We start from the raw sequence: 18,959 nt of genomic DNA, 5'->3' as shown, positions 1-18,959 counted from the left end.
AACCGTGCGGGGAGCGGGCAGACCGTGCGGGTATCGACGGGCGACTACGGCATACTTCACCTCACTACCCCGGACGGTATAACCGAAGCCGCCAACTCGCAGCTCGTGTCACAGTGCCAGGGTAAGCTTACCAACGCACAGACCCAGCTCTATATGCGCGAGTGGATTCTAATTCAGTGGTATACGGTTGACGCCGTTGCCGTGTGCCAGTAGAGCAAGCGCCGTAAGGCCGTTTGGCCGATGGCCCTCGGTGCAGCGAAGGACGTGCGTGGCACGACGCGCGGACAGGCATGCGAGCTTATCGTCCCTCCCGTGTGTAGCCGCGAAGCCGTCACGACGTCCCGCGTTGGCGCCCGTCCAACCCAATGGCTTCGCCCAATTCTGGCGAGCGGAGTCGGTCGTTCACCTTTTTACGAAATCGGTACCGGAGCCGCGATCATGAAGCGGCTATACCTAGTCTGTTAGAAACGGGGAGCAAATCCCGCGCAGTGCACTGATGCTGATGCGCTTACCCGGGTGCCGCTGTTTATGCTTTGCCCCTTTGAGGAGCTCGCGCGCGCAACCGGCAAGGTGTCACGGAGAAGACGAAGATGCTGCAAAGCCTGGTGGCACCGCGCAGCACCCTCCCCTGGTGGATTACTCAGCTAAACTTGCGCTCGGTCCACCACGGGAAATAGGCGGGCATTCCGGTCGATACGCGATCGGAGAAATGGGGCGCTCGTTTCTCCAGAAATGACATGACCCCTTCGCGCGCGTCGGCCGATGAGCCGCGCGCGTAGATGCCACGGCTATCGATCTTGTGTCCCTCCATCGGATGGTCCGCGCCGAGCATTTTCCAGAACATCTGGCGGATCAGCGCGACCGAGATCTGCGAGGTGTTGTCGGCGATCTCTCGGGCCAACGCGCGGGTGGCCGGGAGCAGTTCGTCGGGCTTGTAAAGTTTTTTCACCAGTCCACCTTCGAGCGCTTCCTGCGCGGAAAACACGCGTCCGCTAAACGCCCATTCGAGGGCCTGCGAAATTCCGACGATGCGTGGCAGAAACCAACTTGAACACGCTTCCGGGACCAAACCGCGGCGCGCGAACACGAAGCCGAACCGCGCGTTCTCCGAGGCCAGCCGGATGTCCATCGCAAGCTGCATGGTTACCCCCACCCCGACCGCGGGACCGTTCACCGCCGCGATGACCGGTTTCAGACAATCGAAGATCCGCAACGTCAGCAGGCCGCCGCCGTCGCGAATCGATTCGTGGCTCCAATCGACGGTGCCATCGGGCTTCAGGTGCGGTTTGCGATCCGGGCGATCTTCGCGAGCTTCGTAGTTGAAGGTGTTGGCCCCGGCCGACAGGTCGGCACCGGCGCAGAAGCCGCGCCCCGCGCCAGTTACGATGATCGCGCGGACGTTGTCGTCCGCGTCGGCCCGGCCAAATGCGTCGATCATCTCATTCATCATCACGCCGGTGAATGCGTTTAGCTTCTCGGGGCGATTGAGAGTGATAGTCAGGGTATTGTCTGCGACCTCATAGAGGATGGTTTGATAAGGCATTAATGCTTCTCCCGCAGCGGACTCTATCACGTCCCCCGTTACCGTTAACTCTTGCGCTTCTGCTAGATTTGCCCTTTTGTTAAACGCCCGTTTAGCTCGTATCAAGGACTCTGCGGAAGCAAAGGAGAACCACCGTGGATTTCGAAATTCCCGCCGATATCCAGGCCTACCTGAAGGAACTCGACGCCTTCATCGAAAAGGAAATCAAACCGCTTGAGCGCGAGAACGACAACATCCGCTTCTTCGACCACCGCCGCGAGTATGCGCGCACCGATTTCGAGCGCGATGGGCTTCCGCGCCACGAATGGGAAGCGCTCCTGGTCGAGATGCGCAAGCGAGCCGACAAGGCGGGGCATTGGCGCTACGCCTTGCCCAAGGAATACGGGGGCAAGGACGGAACCAACCTTGGAATGGCAATTATCCGCGAATACCTGGCCGCCAAGGGGCTCGGCTTGCACAACGACCTGCAAAACGAAAGCTCCATCGTCGGCAACCTGCCGACGGTACTGATGTTTCGCGACTTCGGCACCGAGGAGCAAAAGAAGAAGTTCATCCCCGGTATTCTGGATGGCTCGATTCGAATCGCTTTCGGACTGACCGAGCCGAATCACGGCTCGGATGCGACCTGGATGGAAACGCGCGGGACTCGCGACGGCGATGGGTGGCGAATCAACGGCGCCAAAATGTGGAACACCGGATTGCACGTGGCAACTCACGACTTCATTTTCGCGCGCACCTCGGGCAAGGACGGGAGTCCGCGCGGCATCACCTGTTTCATCGTTCCGACCAAGAGCGAGGGCTTCAAGATCGAAGAGTATCTGTGGACCTTCAATATGCCGACCGACCATCCGCGCGTGTCGTTCAAGGACATTTACGTGCCCGCGGGCGAGCATCTGGGCGATCCGGAAAACGGACTTGCGGTCGCGCAGCACTTCGTGCATGAAAACCGCATCCGGCAGGCGGCCTCGTCGCTGGGCGCCGCGCAATTTTGCATCAACGAGTCGGTGAAATACGCCAAGGAGCGCAAGCCGTTTGGCAAGGCACTCGCGGTCAACCAGGCGATCCAGTGGCCGCTGGTCGAGCTGCATACCGAAGCCGAGATGCTGCGGACGCTCATCCACAAGACCGCGTGGCAGATGGACCGGATGCCCAAACCCGAGGTGGCGCTCAGAATCTCTGACAAGGTGGCGATGTGCAACTACCGGGCGAACCGGCTGGTGTGTAACGCGGCGGATCGCGCGATGCAGGTTCATGGCGCGATCGGATACTCGCGCCACAAGCCCTTCGAGCACATCTTCCGACATCATCGCCGCTATCGAATTACCGAAGGCTCCGAGGAAATCCAGATGCGGCGGGTGGCGCAGTACCTGTTCGGGTTCTTTAAAGACGGGCGGGTCCCTGCGGAGGGTTGAGCGTCTTCGTCTTGGTGAAGGAGCAATCAACGATCATCGATGGGTAACGATTCCACCGCAACTTTGCTCCAGCGCGCGATAGCGCGTCACATGGGCGCGCCCGGGACCGTTTATGATTTGCAGCAGTTGACCGGAGGCGCGAACCGAACCACCTGGTCGTTTGATGCCGATGTCGGCGGCAGCCGGCAGAGACTGATCATGCAGCTGTCGGCGGCCGCGCCGGAAGATGTTCCGCATCCGCTCGCCGAAATCTCGCCGCATCCGACCGCAGAGGAAGGCGCGTGGCTGATGATCGCGGCGGTGAAGGCCGGCGTGCCCGCGCCCAAGATCCGCGCGATTCTGGAGACCTCGGATGGGCTGGGGCCCGGCTACATAACCGAGCGAGTCGACGGCGAGACCCTGGCGCCCAAAATTCTGCGCGAGGCGACATTCGCGCCGGCGCGCGCGAAAATGACGCAACAGGCGGGAGAGATCCTCGCCCGGATTCACAGCATCCCGCTTTCTGAAGTCCCGTTTCTCAAGGGCCAAACCGCCGAAGAGATGATCGACGCGCAGCGTAAGGTGGTCGACTTCTACGACCTGCATCTCCCGGCGATCGAGTGGGGCCTACGATGGGCGGCGGACAATGTGCCTAGGCAAGCGCGGCGCACGGTAGTGCACGGAGATTTCCGCATCGGCAACATGATCGTGGGCGAGAACGACGGCATCCGGCTGGTTCTGGATTGGGAAATCGGCCAAGCCAGCGATCCGATGCAGGATCTCGGGTGGCTGTGCGTCAAGACCTGGCGCTTTGGCGGCAAGTATCCGGTGGGTGGATTCGGCAGGCGCGAGGATCTGTTCGCGGCTTACGAGAAGGCCGGCGGCCAAAGTGTCGACCCGGCACATGTCCGCTTCTGGGAAGCGTTCGGCAGCGTCAAATGGGCCGCGGGATGCCTTCGCCTGGGCATGCGCGGAGTCGAGGAGATGGGAGTCGAGCGCTGTGCGATCGGAAGACGGATCGAAGAACCACTGTGGGATTTTTACGAACTACTCGAGGGCCGCGATTAGCCACGGCAATTTCTCATGCCACTAAGTACACCGAAAGCGACCATTCTGCTCCAGGCCGCGATCAAATATCTGGAAGAAGAGTTGATGCCAACCTTGACCGGCTACCATCGATTCAAAACCCGGGTGACCGCGAACGTGCTCAACACGGTTCGGCGCGAGTTGGAACTGCGCGGCGCGCAAGCCTCCGCCGAGCGGAAACGGCTCGGCGCCTTGCTCGGTCACGATGGCGAGGTCGAGGAGCTCAGCCGCGAGCTCGCCCAGAAGATTCGCGACGGCGCGGTCACCCTAGTTGATCCGAAACTGCGCACTCATATCAGCCAATCACTGCACGATGCGCTGGCGATCAACAACCCGAAGTGGTTTGACCGGTAGATCGAATCCCGGCAGGAAAACACCGCTGCAACGGGAGGGGGACCACTCGGAACAAGAGCTCGGCCAAGACCGCAGGTCAGATACCGAGCAGCTTGCGCAGTTGGACCGGACTGAACCCGACCACCGATTGGTCGCCTACCTGAATTACCGGGACGGCGCGGAATCCGGCGTTGTTAAGCTCGTCGTGGGCTGCGGGATCGTCACCGATGTTCCGTTCCACGAACGGAATGCCGTGCTGCGAGAGAAGGCTCATCGCCGCGTGGCACGCCGATCAGCCGTGGTTGGTGAAAATCGTTACTTGTTGCATATAAGTCCTCGGTTGGCACGGCGACCTGGATCGATGCATCCGTGGCAGTCGCGGATCATTTTGCACAGCGTGCGCCGCAGCCGTTGCAGGCGCGCGATTTCTTCCATCATTTGGGAAAGCTTGGCCTCCGCCTTGCGGGTAATGGGTCCGCATTCCCGGGTCGATTTTACTCGCAGCATGAGCAGTTCCTGGATCTCACGCAGAGAGAAGCCCAACCCTTTCGCGTCCTTCACAAAGCGCAGCCGGTCAATCACGTCGTCCGAGTAGTTTCGATAGCCGGATAGCATGCGCCGCGGCTGCACTATCAAGCCTTTGCGCTCGTAGAAGCGCAGGGTATCGACGCTGACACCTGTCCTGCGCGCTAGCCGTCCGATGGTCATTGGTTTACAACCATAAACCTTGGAGTATAGTCCCGGGTCAAGATCAAAAAACTCCCTGATAGCCTCTTCTGACCATAATTGGCGTGGTATAAAGTCAAGGGATTGAGGGCGGTGGCCCGGCAGTCCGCGAATTTTTGGCAAAAGAGGGGAACTCCCACGGGTTGAATGGAAGCTGAAGCAGCCACAGAACAGGTGACGGACCTGAGCTTCGAGCTCTCGCGAGATTCGTCACTGATCATCCACCTCGTCGGAAGCTGGCGGATGCATCACGGGCTTCCATCGGTGGGGCGGGTGCTGCACGAAGTCAATCAGACTAAACCCCGAAGCATTGGGTTCGAGACGAGCCGGCTGGGTGCCTGGGATAGCGGCCTGCTCACGTTTGTGGCTCGCACCACCGAACTGGGCCGATCGCGCAACATTCCCGTCGCCCTTGACGGCCTGCCTGAGGGGCTGGTGCGGCTGGTCGAGCTGGCCGAAGCGGTACCCGAGAAAAAGGACGCGCGGGTAAAGGCGCAATCTGCGCCACTGCTCCAGCGGGTTGGGACCGCGACCATCAACTACGCCGAGGGCAGCGAAGATTTCCTCGCCTTTCTGGGTAGCGTGGTGATCGCGATCGGACGGATGTTCAAAGGCCAGGCCCGCTTTCGGAACAGCGACCTGATGATCGAAATCCAGGACGCCGGCGTCAACGCCCTCGGCATCGTGGCGCTGATCAGCTTCCTGGTTGGAACCATCCTGGCATTCATGGGCGCGGTACAACTCCAGCAATTCGGCGCACAAATCTACGTGGCGGACCTGGTTGCGATAGGCATGGTGCGGGAGATGGGCGCGATGATGACCGCGATCATTATGGCCGGCCGGACCGGGGCCGCCTACGCGGCGGCGCTCGGGACCATGAAGGTAACCAAGGAAATCGACGCGCTCACGACCATGGGAATTTCGCCGATGGAATTTCTGGTGCTGCCGCGCATAGTCGCACTCATCCTGATGATGCCGCTGCTGTGCGTGTTCGCGAATGTCTTTGGGGTGATGGGAGGAGCCTTCGTCGGAGTGGCAATGCTCAAGCTCGCACTGTCGACCTTCTTGCGCGAAGCTTGGAACGCATTGACTCTCGGCAATCTGTTTGGCGGTCTCTTCAAGGCGATGGTCTATGGCGTAATAGTCGCAATCTCGGGATGCCTGCGGGGTTTCCAAAGCGGCAGCAGCTCCTCGGCGGTCGGCGACGCTGCCACCCGGGCGGTGGTGACCGGAATCGTGTGGAACGTCGTTGCCTGCGGCATTATGGCCTTCCTATTCAACCTGCTGGGGATCTGACCAGTGAGCACGAACACAACCCGCTCCGCGGTAACCCCTGGGGTAGTGGGCGAGCCGCACATAATCGTGCGGGACCTCACGATGGCATTCGGCGATTTCGTGCTGATGCGCAATCTCAACTTCACGGTGAAGCGGGGCGACGTGTTCGTGATCATGGGCGGCAGCGGCTGCGGCAAGAGCACACTGCTCAATCATCTGATTGGACTGCTGGAACCCGCCACCGGTGAGATTTTCTACGAAAATTTTAACTTCACCAAAGCGCCGCCCGAGGCCCGCGAGCGGATGTTGCGACGGTTTGGCGTGCTCTATCAGGGGGGTGCGCTGTGGAGCTCCATGACGCTGGCGCAAAACGTCGGTCTTCCGCTCGAAGAGTTCACCGATCTGTCGCCCAGGGAGATTAATGCGATCGCCTCGATCAAGCTGGCGCTGGTCGGGCTGCGCGGGTTCGAAGACTATTATCCAAGCCAGATAAGTGGCGGCATGCAGAAGCGTGCCGGGCTGGCGCGCGCCATGGCGCTCGATCCGGAGGTGCTGTTCTTCGATGAACCGTCGGCTGGCCTCGACCCGATTAGCTCGCGCCTGCTTGACGATCTGATCCTGGAATTGCGTGACGGACTCGGGGCGACGGTAGTGGTAGTTACGCACGAACTTCCGAGCATTTTCACCATCGCGAATAACAGCATCTTTCTCGATGCCGAGACACGGACCATGATAGCCAGTGGTAACCCCAAGGAGTTGTTGGCGCATTCGCCGGACCCGAAGGTACATCGCTTCCTGACGCGCGCTGCCGAAGACGAACATCCAGGTGAGTGAATGGGCAAACGAGCCAATCCAACTATGGTCGGGGCCTTCGTACTGGGCGCCCTCGCAATCGTAATCGCCATCGTCATCGGGCTGGGATCAAGCCACCTGTTCACGCGTCAACATAAGTTCGTCATGTTTTTCAGCAGCGACGTGAACGGCCTCAGCATTGGAGCCCCGGTCAAGTTTCGCGGGGTTGAAGTCGGATCGGTAACCAACATCCTGTTGAGCCTCGGCGGCCTCGGTGCTGGCGGTATTCAGCAGAGCGCGCAGATACGAATCCCGGTTATAATTCAGCTTGACTCGCGAAAACTGTTCGCGCGCGGCGCCGAACTAGATCTAGACGATCCCAAGCAGATCTCCGCTGCCATCCAACTGGGCTTGCGCGGCGAACTTAAGACCGAAAGCATGCTGACCGGGATCGCCTTCATCGACCTCGACATGCATCCCGACACGCCGGTCAAGTTCTACCTTGGGCGCAACTCCCCCTATCCGGAAATTCCGACGGTCCCGACCCCGCTCGAGCAGGCACAGACCGCGATCATCCGGATCATGGCCGCGCTTGAAAAAGTTGACTTCGAAGCGCTGACAAAGAGCCTCACCCAGACCTCAACTTCGATCAACGACCTGGTGAAGTCCCGTCAGGTCCGCGAGACCATCGCATCCCTGGACCAGGCCGCGACCAGCTTGAACGGGACCGCGCAAAGCATCAAAAAAACAAGTGATGACCTGAACAAGCAGGTCGGGCCAGCGGCGGAAGATCTGCGCAAGACCACGGCGTCAGCACGGGCCGCCCTGGAACAGGCCCAGGAGACGCTGGTCGCGGTGCGAAGCGTGCTGGGACCCGGCTCTCCAGTGGACTATCAACTCACCGAAACCCTCGAGCAGACCAGTGATGCCGCCCGCTCGCTGCGCCAGCTGACCGACTACCTGCAGCGCAATCCAAGCTCGGTGATACGCGGCCGCTACGAAGGAGACGGCGGCCAATGAGACAACACATAATAGTCCTTGCACTGTGCACGATTACGATCGCGGGTTGCCTCTCGCCCCGGCGCGACGACTCGAAGTTTTTCGTGCTCTCTCCGGTGGGTGCCGACCCGGCGAGCGCAGGTTCGCGCCAGATCCTGGTCGGACTCGGCCCGATTAAGATGCCCGCGTACCTCGATCGACAGGAGGTCGTCACCCGCGTCGCACCGAACCGGCTCGAATTGTCGCGCCAGGACCGCTGGGCCGAGCCCTTGGACTCCGATTTTACCCGGGTACTCGCCCAGAACCTTTCTTCCGACCTGGGAACTCAGCGCATAACGTTTTACCCCTGGTACAACACCACGCTCGTGGACTACCAGATCAAGGTCAACGTGTACCGGTTCGAGAGCGACAAAGACGGCAAGGTTGATCTGACTGCTCATTGGCAGGTGCTGAACGGAACCGGAAAGCTGTTGATCGTACGTGATTCCACCTACACGGAGACGGCCAAGCCGGGTGACACCTCTGATTCCGCTGCGGCGATGAGCCGGGCGCTCGGGCGCCTGTCGCGGGACATCGCCTCGGCAATCGAAGCCACTCCCGCAAACACGGCGGGCGGGGTGGGCGTGAAGCCGGAAACCAATCAGCCGAGTTTCAGGTCCTCGTAGACAGCATCGATGGCGGCGCTGATTCTCGCGTCGTGCCTCGCCGGCGCCGCATCCAGCATGCCGTTGAAGACCAGGACGATCGCAAGACCATATTCGGGATCGGCAAAGCCTACCGAGGATACGTAGCCCGCATGGCCGAAGGCGCGCGCCGAGCAACGGCTTCCGTACCAGGCGGCTGCGGGGCCGTATTGTTTGGAATCGATTACGAACCCCAATCCGCGGTCGAGCGGAAAATTAAAAATTCGATCTTTGAGTCCAACTGTATGGCGGGCGGTCAGAGTTTCGATCGTCTCCCTGCTTATGATGTTGCGGCCTCCCTCGAGCAACGCTTCATAGAAACGGCCCAACTCACGAATCGGGCCGCGGCCGTTCCCCCCGGGGCGGCAATTCGCCAACGCCTCAGGAGCGTCGCGAAAGTATTTGTACATGTGAGGGATGGGTAGCGCGTTGCCATCGGCAAAGTGCATCGGCACGATGCGCTCGCTGAAATCATCGTAACGATCAACGGGCAGGCCCAGCCACGAGTCGTTCATGCCCAGCGGTTCGAAAATCGCTTCCCGCACGTAGCGATGATAAGGGCGCCCATCGAGTCGGCGAACAATTTCGCCCAGCACATACCAACCTGAGGCGACGTGATACCCGCAATCGCGACCGGGTATCCATCCGGGTTCCAGCGGGGCATCGCAGATCTCCGCGATGATCTTCTCCCAGGGATCATACCTCCACGGGCCGACCGCTCTCGGAAATCCGCCGGTGTGGGTCAGGACGTGGCGGATAGTGATCGGCCCCTTGCCTTTGATTGCGAACTCGGGAATGTACTTCGCGACCCGGTCATCGAATGCGAGCCAGCCTTTATCCCGCATCTGGCCAATCGCCACCGCGGTTACCGGTTTGGTCGCTGACATCCACAGCGTCAGGTGGTCGGGGCGCATCGGTACTCCGTGGCGCGCCTCGCCGAGAGCAAGATCCGCAATCGTCCGACCGTTGCGCGATACGTAGAGCTGCGCGCCGAGATGCAGGTTCGCGGCGATCCCGTTCTCGATGCTCTGGACGGTGCGGGTCAGGTTGGGCTGGGTTGCGATGGTTAGCTCCCGCTCTTGGTGCGCATGCTGACTTTGTCCCACAAATTGATCTGGTAGCCGTCGGGGTCGGTCAGCTCGGCGCCGTATCCCCACATCAGCTTCTGCGGGGCATTCATGAACTTGATGCCCTTGCGCACAAGTTCGCGATGTTTGCGATCAACATCCTTGACCTGAATGACCAGGGTGCATTTTGCCCCTGCAATCTTGTCTGCAACCTGGTTCAGGAAAATCGTGAATCCCGCTTGATCCTGGATGGCGATGGTTTTGGTCTTGGGATTTTCGAACTCGACTTTGAATCCCAGAGTTTTCAGATACCAATCGCGAGACCTTTTGCAGTTCGCCACCGGCAGCGCCAGGTGATCGAATTTCAACATCTTGGCTCCTGGTTTCTGCGCACGGCTCACAGCTTGCGCGTGAATCGGCGCAGACCGGGTGACCCACAGGCCGCTTCATGATCCGGATGACGCTTTTCGGCCTCGAAGGTAAATCCGGCTTTTGCATACGCGCGCTCGGCCGGGTCGTTGCCGATGAGAAAGGTAATTTGAGCCTCGCTGAATCCTCGCCTGCGCCCTTCGACGAGCGCGTGTTCTATGAGGATGCCGACGAGTCCCCGGCCCCGAAACTCCGGCAGCGTCGCGACATTCTCGATGGTCCAGCGGTTGTCGTCCCCTGGCAGGATGCAGGTGAAAGCATAGGCGCCCCGCTGCCACATCGCCTTGAGTTCCGCCTCGCTCCATTGGTAACTGGCAACCACTTCCGTCATCGCTTTCTCGGACAAAGGATATCCTTCGCCGGCTCTAAACCGGCACAGCGCCGACGCCGGCTTGCCATCGACTTCCGCGATCAAGAACAGTGAGTGGTGCCACCATGAAGGGGTCTTGGCGAGAACCAGCCGGCGAACAAACTCGAGACACTCCGCTTCGGGCCGCGCCAGCAGGATGTCAAACCAACCTTTCTTAAGGTGGGAGCGCATGGCCGCCTGAATGGTCCATGCGACGAACTCCACGTCTCCCGCGATTGCCGGTCGAATTGTTGTCTCGCTCATCCCAGGGCACCTCCGTCCAAAGGCTCGGGGGCAAGCGTACAATGGGGACCGGACGACGTCATCACGTAAGCTAACCGCGCAAAGGGGCGGAAGGTTATGGTGGGCGGTTGTACCTGGTCGCGGGGGCGCATATTTAGAGAAAACCATTCATCCAAAGGTACATGATGGATACTCACGAATTTCAGACGATTAAAGCCGAGGTCGAAGGCCCCCTCGGGCGGCTCACGCTCAATCGACCGGACCGATTGAATGCGATCGGCGCCGCGATGCTTCAGGAACTGGCCGAGGCGGCCCGCTGGTTCGATACCCATCACGATCTGCGGGTCGTCATCATGAGCGGTGTGGGGCGCGCATTCTGCGCCGGCGCGGATCTAAAAGATCCGCCCGCGGCTGGGCAGCTGGGCAGCGAGAAGAGTTGGTTGTTTAGGCGCGAGGCCGGGCAATATGGACTGCGCGCCGCCGACGCGCTCGAGCAGATGCGCGCGGTAACCATCGCTCAGGTGCAAGGCTACGCGGTCGGCGGTGGCGTGGTGCTCACCGCGGTATGCGATCTTCGCGTAGTGGCGGAAGACGCGTGGTTCTTCATTCCGGAAATCGATCTCGGGCTGCCGCTTTCGTGGGGTGGAATTCCACGCCTGGTGCGGGAAATCGGGCCGGCCATGACCAAAGAATTGGTCATGACGTGCCGGCGCTTCGGCGCGGCGGAGGCAAAGGCTTTGGGGTTCGTCAATCGCGTGGTCCCGCTGGCCCGGCTCGTGACTGAGGTCGAAGAGCTAGCCCGCGAATTGATCGCCAAACCTTCCGTGCCGGTGGCGATAACCAAGGAACACGTGAACGCGGTGACCCGCGCGGCGAGCGCCGGTCTCACTCCGTACGCCGACGGCGACGTGCTGATGTCGACCCTGGGCGAGGAGGAATCGCGCGCGGCCGCCCGTGCCTACCGCGAAAGGATTCTCGGCAAACGCTAGACCGTCGCGGCCGCGCGACGGATGCGACGATGCTTCAGCTCCACTACGCGAATTGCTTTGAAAATCTGCTTGGGCCGCTGGCGCGGGCGGTTGAGCTTCATCAGCGGCGGGATCCGCTCGCGACGCTGCCAATTATGGTTCCCAGCCGCGCGATCGAGCAATTCGCGAAATATGGCATCGCGGAGCGGCTCGGAGTCGCGGCAAACCTCGCGTTCCCATTCCTGCGCCGTTATCTGGCCAGCATTGCAGAGCAGGCCGACCCAAGTATTCGGGTGCTCGAAGTTCCGCAGCTGCAGGTCGCCCTATTCGAGTGCCTGCGCAGCGAAGCGCAGCGCGACGACGACGCCTTGCGAGCGGTTCGCGAGTACCTTGCGGCGGCCAACCCCGCCAATGACGCTTTAGGGGAACTGCGGCTCTTCGAGCTGGCCGGCCGGGTAGCGCACCTGTTCCAGGAGTATTCGATTTCGCGAAGCGGGATGCTCCGCGCTTGGAACTCGGGCAGTTCGCCCGCAAGGTCGGACGAAGAGCTCTGGGAGCGAACGCTGTGGACCATAGTGTTCGACCGCGAGGGAGCCGCGCGCGCCCCCTGGGCCTTTGACGCCGCGCATCGGTGGATGCTTCTCCCGCAGGCGCTCGCGGCGATACCCGATAATCGCCTGCGGGACGTGCTTCCGCCCGCACTGCAGATTTTCGGTCTGGCATCGCCGGGCCGTGTTTTCCTGGAAATCTTCGCGCGCATGGGCAGACTCACCGACCTTTTGGTGTATGCGGTGAACCCGTGCATGGAGTTTTGGGAAGACGTCGATGATTCTGCGGCGGCCCGTGCTTCGACCTGGCATCACCGCGCGGAGAAAGTCAGTACCGCGCTCGAGGATGGCGACGACCCCTTTGAGCTCGCAACGCCGAGCGACTCGCGGGCGCTTCAGCTGTGGGGACGGCCGGGTCGCGAATACATCCGGATGCTCAACGAACTGACGCAATGCGATTTTCAGCCGCACTTTACCCATGCCACGGGCGCATCACTTCTTGCACGTTTGCAAGAAGACATTTTGGTCCGCGCGGGTAGCGACCCCGACCACCGAAAGACGAGGTCAGAACTCCGGCCCAAGAGTATTCGCTTCATCGGCGCGCCCGGGCTCCGGCGCGAAGTAGAAATCATCGCCAACGAAATTCTCCGGCTGGTTTCCGATGCGGAAGGAACGGCCAACTCGCCGGTGCGGTTCCACGAGACGGCGGTTCTGGTTCCGGATGCGGTGGCCGATGCTTATCTGCCGCAGATCGAAAGCGTGTTCGCGTCGCAGTTCGCGATTCCAGTTGAAGTAGCCGGGCGGCGTTCTTACCAAAGCCGCGCGGCGGAGGCGATCGCGCTGCTGCTTAAGTTCCCGCTCGGGCGAGCGACGCGCGCGGAAATCCTGCGCCTCCTGACTCACCCTGTGATTGCCGGCGCCCAAGGCGAGCTGGATATCGATCGCCTGAGCGCGTGGTGCGAGGAGCTGGGAGTTTTCTTCGGGGTGGATGCGAGCGATCTTGCCGACACTTATGTGCCGGCCAACCTCTTTCAATGGGATCAGGCCCTGACGCGTATTACTTTGGGCGCCTTTATGGAGGGCAGCCTGGGCGAAGGTCACAATCTATATCAAAGCGAGTCGGGTGCTTTGCTGCCGTTAACGCTGCTGCAGGAGGAGGTCCCGGCGGCGGCGCGCTTTCTCAAGACCGCACGGACCCTTTTGGCCGACACCCGCGAGATCCGATCGCATCGCCTCTCGCTGTCGGATTGGGCGGTACTGCTCGCCGAACTCATCGGCACGTATGTTCGGGCCAGCGCTCCCGAAGATCAGTCGTTTCGCGACCAATGTCTGGAAATTCTCCAGGCGATGCGCTGCCTTAGGACCGATCGGGTCGGCTATGAGGTCGCCCATTCGTTCGTAAGCGCATCGCTCTCCGAGCGCGCCGCCCGGCAAGGCGGGTTTTCGGGTCGTGGTGTCGCAGCCGGCTCGCTTGGGACGCTTCGGGCCCTGCCGTTTCGGGCGATCTTCGTAGTGGGCATGAACGAGGCGACCTTTCCGGAGCGAGATCGTCGCGATCCGAGCGACCTGCGGCTTGCGCGCCGCCACCCGGGTGACATCAGTCCGCCAGAGCGCGATCGTTATTTATTCCTCGAATCGATTCTGGCGGCACGCGAGCGAATTGTTTTTTCATGGGTCGAGCGCGATCCACAGACGGGAGACCGACTCGAGCGTTCCACCACGGTGCGTGAACTTCAATCTATCCTGCAGGGCTACCTGGACGGTCCAGAGCAACTCGGCGAGCTGACGACCTCTCATCCCGTAAGCAGCAACGACCCCGACTACTTTCCCGACCTGGCGCCCGTCGCGCGGCCGGATTCCGGTGCGCCTCGCGACCTCGTGAGTTTCGATCCGGCAGCACGCTGCGGTGCCCGGATGCGTCGACTGCGCGAGCACTTGGCCCTAGGTTCTCGCGACCAAATCCTGCCCCCCCGAGATGCGCTCCTGGAAAGACTTGGCCCGGGCGTACGCGCACGTCTGGCAGGGAGTCTGGGATTGTTCGAATTGCCGGTTAAATCCGCACCCAACGCCGACGAGCTCGACTTACCCCTGGCCGCGGTACGGCGTTTCCTCGAGTGCCCCCTCCAGGGCGCGGCAAGGTATGCCTTGGGTATGGTCGAGGACGACGGTCCGCCAGAAGATGCGAGCGACGAGCCAATCGCGTTGTCGAGACTCGATCATGCCCTGATTCTGCGCGAAGCATTCTGGACTGCCCGGGGTAAACCGGAACTCTTCATAGACGCATACCGAGGAGCAATCGCCACGGCGCAAATGAAGGGCGCCGCTCCGGCCGGGCCCTTCGCCGACGCTGCGATCGAGGCAGATTGCGAGCGTTTCGCGCGATGGTGCCGCGAACTAGATGCCGAGCGCCGCGACCTGGGCGAATGGCGAGTTTTCAGGATGGGCCGCGGCACCGAATCTTCCCGGGCGGACCGGGTCTTGTCGCCGTTACGTCTTGATGTTTGCGCCACCGCTCGCGGGGGGAGCGTGTTGGTCCGCAAAGTAAATCTGCATGGATCGCTGGGTGCATTTTCGCCGGCGCTCGACTGTTCGCTACGCCTGGTCACGCGCTCCAAGCCGAAACCGCAAGACTTTCTCGAGCTGTTCATCGCGGCAATCGCGCTGCGCGCCGCCGGGGAGCCGGTCGCGAAGAAGTTCAAGGCGCTGGTGCTCGGCGATCCTGCACGAACTTCAAGTAAGGCGGCTTTTTGGAGCAGGGAGCTGCGCATGCCGGAGCCCGACGCGGCACGCGAGTATCTCGTGCAACTAGTCGGCGAAATGATAACCCGTGCTCACGACTATTTCCTCCCTATCGAGGCGGTCGCAGAGGCTCGCCGCGCGATCCGGGGCGGCAAGGACGCGCTCGACCGAATCGACAATGTCCGCGAAGGGCTCGGTTCCTGCGCCTCGGACTACGGCCCGGTCCGCAACGCTCGCGACTATGAACCGCCGGATGAACGCGAGGTCGTCGCCATCATTGGACGGCGTTTCGGTCCAGTCGAGGCGATTTTCGAAGACCGGGACGACGGGTGATGAACCGCTACTACTGGCGTCCCGATATCGTCGAGCAGGTTCCCCTGGACGGCCATTGCGTCATTGAGGCCAGCGCCGGGACCGGAAAAACCTTCGCCATCGAACACCTGGTGGTCGAGATTCTGCTCAACTCGGACACTCGTCTCGACCAAATCCTGGCGGTGACCTTCACCGAGAAAGCGGCCAGCGAATTGCGCGCGCGCATCCGCGCGACAATCGAGAAACCGCTCCGTGCTGAAGTGGAGGCGGATTTAGGAGCATGGGTACCGCTCGATCTCGAGAAGGCGGGACGGCTGGAGCGGGCGCTCTTTTCCTTCGAACGCGCACCGATTCACACGATCCATGGCTTTTGCCATCGGACGCTGGCCGATTTTGCGCTTCTGAGCGGTACCCGTCTGCAGCTCGAAGTTGCGGATGCGCGAACGATGTTTCACGAGGCGTTCCGCTCCGAGCTGCGCGAACACTTCGCGGCGGACGAGTGGATAGGCCCGCTGCTCGAGGAATGGCTGGCCGACGATCGCGGCAGCGATCGGTTGGAAGCCCTGCTGTTCGATGCCAATGAGCGCCACTATCTCGATTCGGGCGCGTCGGTGCGAAACTCCGCCGCTGCCGACGAACTCGTGGCAAGTTTCGATTATTCGCGGCTCAGGCACGAATTGCGCCCCCGGGCGAAAGGCGCGGCGTCCTTGGATCTCGAAACGATCGCCGAGGCGATCAAACGTTCAGCCCACGATACGTCGCGTCTGCGCCGCGACCTTGATGCTCAGGCGCTCAGGCGGATTGCCGCGTTGGAGCACTCGCCCGGTCTGTCGCCGGAGACCCGGCGACTCCTCAATGCCCTTGGGCGGATGCAGTTCGCTGTGCCCCTTGAAGCGCGCATCATCGATTGTTTTCTTCCTCCGGTCGCGCGGCGGCTCGATCGCATCAAGCGCGAACGCGGAGTCATCGACTTCGGCGATATGCCGCGCTGGCTATGGTCGGCGCTCGATGGACCCCACGGTGCCCGGCTGGCGACGATCCTACGCGAACGATTCCGCGTCGGACTGGTCGATGAATTCCAGGACACCGACGATCTTCAATGGCGCATCTTTCGCAGGATCTTCGTCGAAGGTGTCGGCACTCGGTTGCTGGTAGTTGGCGATCCGAAGCAGGCAATCTATGGTTTTCGCGATGCGGACGTTTTTACCTACCTGAAAGCGAAAACCGAGTTGCTGGAAAAGCACGGCGCCGCTTTCGTTCCATTGGTTGAGAACTTCCGCTCGACGGCCGACGCGATAGATGCTGTTAATCTGATTTTTGAGCCCACTCCCGCGCCGGCTTTCTTTGTCGACGGCGACATCCGCTACGACCGTCCGGTCACGTGCGGTTCCTCTCCGACGGGCGGACACCCACCTCCTATAAAACCGATCTCGATCTTCATCCTGCCTCCGGGCGCGAAGCTGGCGGCGCGACGTTACCGTGCAATGCTCGGCAGAAAAATCGCTGCGAGTTTGAAGAATCTGTTCGACGAAACGCCACCTGAGGGCACTGGCCAGACTCCCCAAAGCGCGCCCGATGTTTTCGTGCTGACCCGCACCTTGATGGAAAGCCGCGAGATTGCCGGGTACCTGCGCGAGGCCGGTGTCCCATACGCATTCTACAAGCAGGATGGTCTATTCAAGACCCGCGAGGCGGGGCACATTCTCGACGTGCTGCGCGCCGTCGCGGAACCGCACCGGCGCTCCCATCGGCTCAAGGCTTGGTCGACACCGTTTTTCGGCGTGGCGCTGCGCGATCTGCCGGGTCTCGAAGAAGTAGACCCGGCTCATCCGCTGATGGCGCGGTTGCTGCAATGGAAAACGCTCGGGGATGAGCGACGGTTCGCGGAGCTCTTCAGCGCAATGCTCCATGAGAGCGGTATGGCAGCGCGCGAGTTGCTGCTGGCGGATTCCCAGAGAGAGCTGACCAATTACGAGCATGTTTTCGAAATCCTTGTGGAGAGAGCGCTCTTAGCCGCACCCGACCTTTTCGACCTGATTCAGATGCTCGCGAGCTGGGTCGATGGGGACGATCTACCGCCCGGCGAAAGTCCCGGCGTTCAGCGGCTCGAAAGCGAGCGCGATGCTGTCCAGATAGTGACGGTGCACAAAGCTAAGGGCCTCCAAGCCGACATCGTGGTGCTGTTCGGCGGATATGCGCACGCGCCGCCACAACGTGACCGGGTGTCGGTCTTCCACACCAATGGGGAAAGACAGGTAATTGCCGGACCGTCTGCCCGAAATGCAGCAAAGGAGCAGCTCGCAAATGAAGAACGCGCCGAAAACGAAAGGCTGCTCTATGTCGCTCTAACTCGCGCGAGAAAGAAACTTTACCTGGCAATGTTTCCGCCGGATGCGACTCTGCGCAAGCTTGACGGCTACTATCGCAAGTTGAACGAGCGACTTATCACGCTCGCCGGCGCTGAGGGCGAATCTGGCAGCCGGTTTGCGAAGCTGGTCGAGATAGTTCCGCTGCGCGCGGGCGGTGCGCAACAAACGGATGAGGAGTTGGCGAACAGCAACGGCGCCGGCTTCCAGGGGGTACCCGAGAGGTTACTGAGCGACGACCAGGATCATCGGCTGGCGCGATCGCTTCGCGAGATCGTAGCTCGTCACCGCGCACTTTCTATTGATTCCTACACCTCCCTGCAGCGGCGGGCCACACTCGCTTACCAGGCCGATCCATCGATTTTCAAATATGACGTCGACCCGGCGGCGGCCGAGCCCCCGTTTCGTGACGACCTGGCGAGCGGTCGAGCGGTGGGAATTTTTCTGCACGAAGTAATCGAACAGCTCGACCTGCGCGCGCTGGCCAACGCGCCCGACCTCGAGACCTGGATGGCGACGACTGAGGTGCGAGAGACAATCGCCGCGACTGCGCGCCGCCATCAGGTGTCGCAGGCCGAGGCCGGGCTCGCTCGGGGAGCGCAGATTGTATTTAACGCGTTGCGCTCGCCGCTGGCGCTGGGCAACGAAACCGTTCCGGCGTTGGTGAATTGCGAGGGCGCTCGCGAGATGGAGTTTACCTTTCCGATTCCGGCACCAGACCATCCGCTACTGGGTCTCGGCAGCCGCGGCGAGTGGACCATCGAGCGCGGGTTGCTGGTCGGATTCGTGGACTTCGTCTTCCGCTTTCGCGATCGGACCTATTTTGCGGATTGGAAGAGCGACCTCCTGCCTTCCTACGATCCGGCGACCATCGCGGCCCACGTCTCCGATCACTATTTGCTTCAGGCACGCATCTACACGGTGGGAATTGTCCGCTTGCTGCGGATTCGCGAGCGCAGCGAGTACGAAGAGCGGTTTGGCGGCCTGGTCTATGTCTTTCTGCGTGGCCTGAAGCCGGATGGCGACGGCCGCGCGGGGGCTTATTTTCATCGGCCGAGCTGGGAGGAGATCCTCCACTACGAGCGCGATCTGATGACGGCGGGGTAGCTT

At 61.3% G+C, this 18,959-nt stretch carries 17 protein-coding genes; 11 read left to right on the top strand and 6 right to left on the bottom strand.

Features of this window, described 5'->3' with window-relative positions; genetic code table 11:
* On the top strand, positions 1–213 hold a 213-nt coding region (locus VGI36_03395; protein ID HEY2484163.1), incomplete at its 5' end, for a hypothetical protein.
* A 427-nt stretch (positions 214–640) separates the two neighbouring features.
* Here VGI36_03395 and VGI36_03390 read toward each other — a convergent pair.
* Positions 641–1,543: a crotonase/enoyl-CoA hydratase family protein gene (locus tag VGI36_03390; protein ID HEY2484162.1), complete on the bottom strand. Its 903-nt coding sequence runs from the start codon at positions 1,541–1,543 to the stop codon at positions 641–643.
* A 134-nt stretch (positions 1,544–1,677) separates the two neighbouring features.
* On the opposite strand from VGI36_03390, the gene VGI36_03385 reads away from it, so the two are divergent.
* From VGI36_03385 to VGI36_03375, 3 genes are read left to right on the top strand one after another with little or no spacing between them, the layout of a single operon-like run.
* On the top strand, positions 1,678–2,955 hold the full coding sequence (locus tag VGI36_03385) for an acyl-CoA dehydrogenase family protein (GenBank protein ID HEY2484161.1): 1,278 nt from the start codon (positions 1,678–1,680) through the stop codon (positions 2,953–2,955).
* Positions 2,956–2,994: 39 nt separating this feature from the next.
* The gene (locus VGI36_03380; protein HEY2484160.1) at positions 2,995–4,002 is read left to right on the top strand and encodes a phosphotransferase family protein; all 1,008 of its coding nucleotides are present in this window, start codon (positions 2,995–2,997) and stop codon (positions 4,000–4,002) included.
* 15 nt (positions 4,003–4,017) lie between these two features.
* Positions 4,018–4,374: a DUF6285 domain-containing protein gene (locus tag VGI36_03375; protein HEY2484159.1), complete on the top strand. Its 357-nt coding sequence runs from the start codon at positions 4,018–4,020 to the stop codon at positions 4,372–4,374.
* A 76-nt stretch (positions 4,375–4,450) separates the two neighbouring features.
* On the opposite strand, the gene VGI36_03370 is transcribed toward VGI36_03375, so the two are convergent.
* Positions 4,451–4,627, bottom strand: coding sequence for a glutaredoxin family protein (locus VGI36_03370; protein ID HEY2484158.1), 177 nt, complete (start codon positions 4,625–4,627; stop codon positions 4,451–4,453).
* Positions 4,628–4,668: 41 nt separating this feature from the next.
* On the bottom strand, positions 4,669–5,061 hold the full coding sequence (locus VGI36_03365; protein HEY2484157.1) for a heavy metal-responsive transcriptional regulator: 393 nt from the start codon (positions 5,059–5,061) through the stop codon (positions 4,669–4,671).
* A 165-nt stretch (positions 5,062–5,226) separates the two neighbouring features.
* On the opposite strand from VGI36_03365, the gene VGI36_03360 reads away from it, so the two are divergent.
* The 4 genes from VGI36_03360 to VGI36_03345 are packed head-to-tail and all read left to right on the top strand — an operon-like array spanning position 5,227 to position 8,810.
* The gene (locus tag VGI36_03360; protein ID HEY2484156.1) at positions 5,227–6,375 is read left to right on the top strand and encodes an ABC transporter permease; all 1,149 of its coding nucleotides are present in this window, start codon (positions 5,227–5,229) and stop codon (positions 6,373–6,375) included.
* A gap of 3 nt (positions 6,376–6,378) precedes the next feature.
* Positions 6,379–7,188: an ATP-binding cassette domain-containing protein gene (locus VGI36_03355; protein HEY2484155.1), complete on the top strand. Its 810-nt coding sequence runs from the start codon at positions 6,379–6,381 to the stop codon at positions 7,186–7,188.
* Complete coding sequence (locus tag VGI36_03350; protein HEY2484154.1) at positions 7,189–8,166, top strand: MlaD family protein; 978 nt, start codon at positions 7,189–7,191, stop codon at positions 8,164–8,166.
* Positions 8,163–8,810, top strand: coding sequence for a PqiC family protein (locus VGI36_03345; protein ID HEY2484153.1), 648 nt, complete (start codon positions 8,163–8,165; stop codon positions 8,808–8,810). Before VGI36_03350 ends, VGI36_03345 begins: the two co-directional genes overlap by 4 nt.
* Here the strand turns inward: VGI36_03345 and VGI36_03340 are convergent.
* Genes VGI36_03340 through VGI36_03330 form a run of 3 tightly spaced genes read right to left on the bottom strand, consistent with a single transcriptional unit; the run spans position 8,786 to position 10,937 of the window.
* A complete protein-coding gene (locus tag VGI36_03340) occupies positions 8,786–9,934 on the bottom strand; it encodes a serine hydrolase domain-containing protein (GenBank protein ID HEY2484152.1) in 1,149 nt (382 codons plus the stop codon). The genes VGI36_03345 and VGI36_03340 overlap by 25 nt on opposite strands.
* On the bottom strand, positions 9,895–10,263 hold the full coding sequence (locus tag VGI36_03335; GenBank protein ID HEY2484151.1) for a VOC family protein: 369 nt from the start codon (positions 10,261–10,263) through the stop codon (positions 9,895–9,897). The genes VGI36_03340 and VGI36_03335 overlap by 40 nt, the downstream gene beginning before the upstream one ends.
* Before the next feature lie 29 nt (positions 10,264–10,292).
* Positions 10,293–10,937 (bottom strand): GNAT family N-acetyltransferase, encoded by a 645-nt coding sequence (locus tag VGI36_03330; protein ID HEY2484150.1) that lies wholly within the window; start codon positions 10,935–10,937, stop codon positions 10,293–10,295.
* A 164-nt stretch (positions 10,938–11,101) separates the two neighbouring features.
* Here VGI36_03330 and VGI36_03325 point away from each other — a divergent pair, with 164 nt between their 5' ends.
* The 3 genes from VGI36_03325 to VGI36_03315 are packed head-to-tail and all read left to right on the top strand — an operon-like array spanning position 11,102 to position 18,956.
* Positions 11,102–11,905, top strand: a complete 804-nt coding sequence (locus VGI36_03325; protein HEY2484149.1) for an enoyl-CoA hydratase/isomerase family protein — start codon at positions 11,102–11,104, stop codon at positions 11,903–11,905.
* Between the two features lie 29 nt (positions 11,906–11,934).
* On the top strand, positions 11,935–15,504 hold the full coding sequence (locus VGI36_03320; protein HEY2484148.1) for an exodeoxyribonuclease V subunit gamma: 3,570 nt from the start codon (positions 11,935–11,937) through the stop codon (positions 15,502–15,504).
* On the top strand, positions 15,504–18,956 hold the full coding sequence (locus tag VGI36_03315) for a UvrD-helicase domain-containing protein (protein HEY2484147.1): 3,453 nt from the start codon (positions 15,504–15,506) through the stop codon (positions 18,954–18,956). The genes VGI36_03320 and VGI36_03315 overlap by 1 nt, the downstream gene beginning before the upstream one ends.
* Positions 18,957–18,959 lie beyond the last annotated feature (3 nt).

Source organism: Candidatus Binataceae bacterium (assembly GCA_036495685.1).
Classification (GTDB): Bacteria; Desulfobacterota; Binatia; order Binatales; family Binataceae; genus JAFAHS01.
The sequence above is the reverse complement of the archived record's forward strand: the minus strand, read 5'-3'. Positions and strand labels throughout refer to the sequence as shown.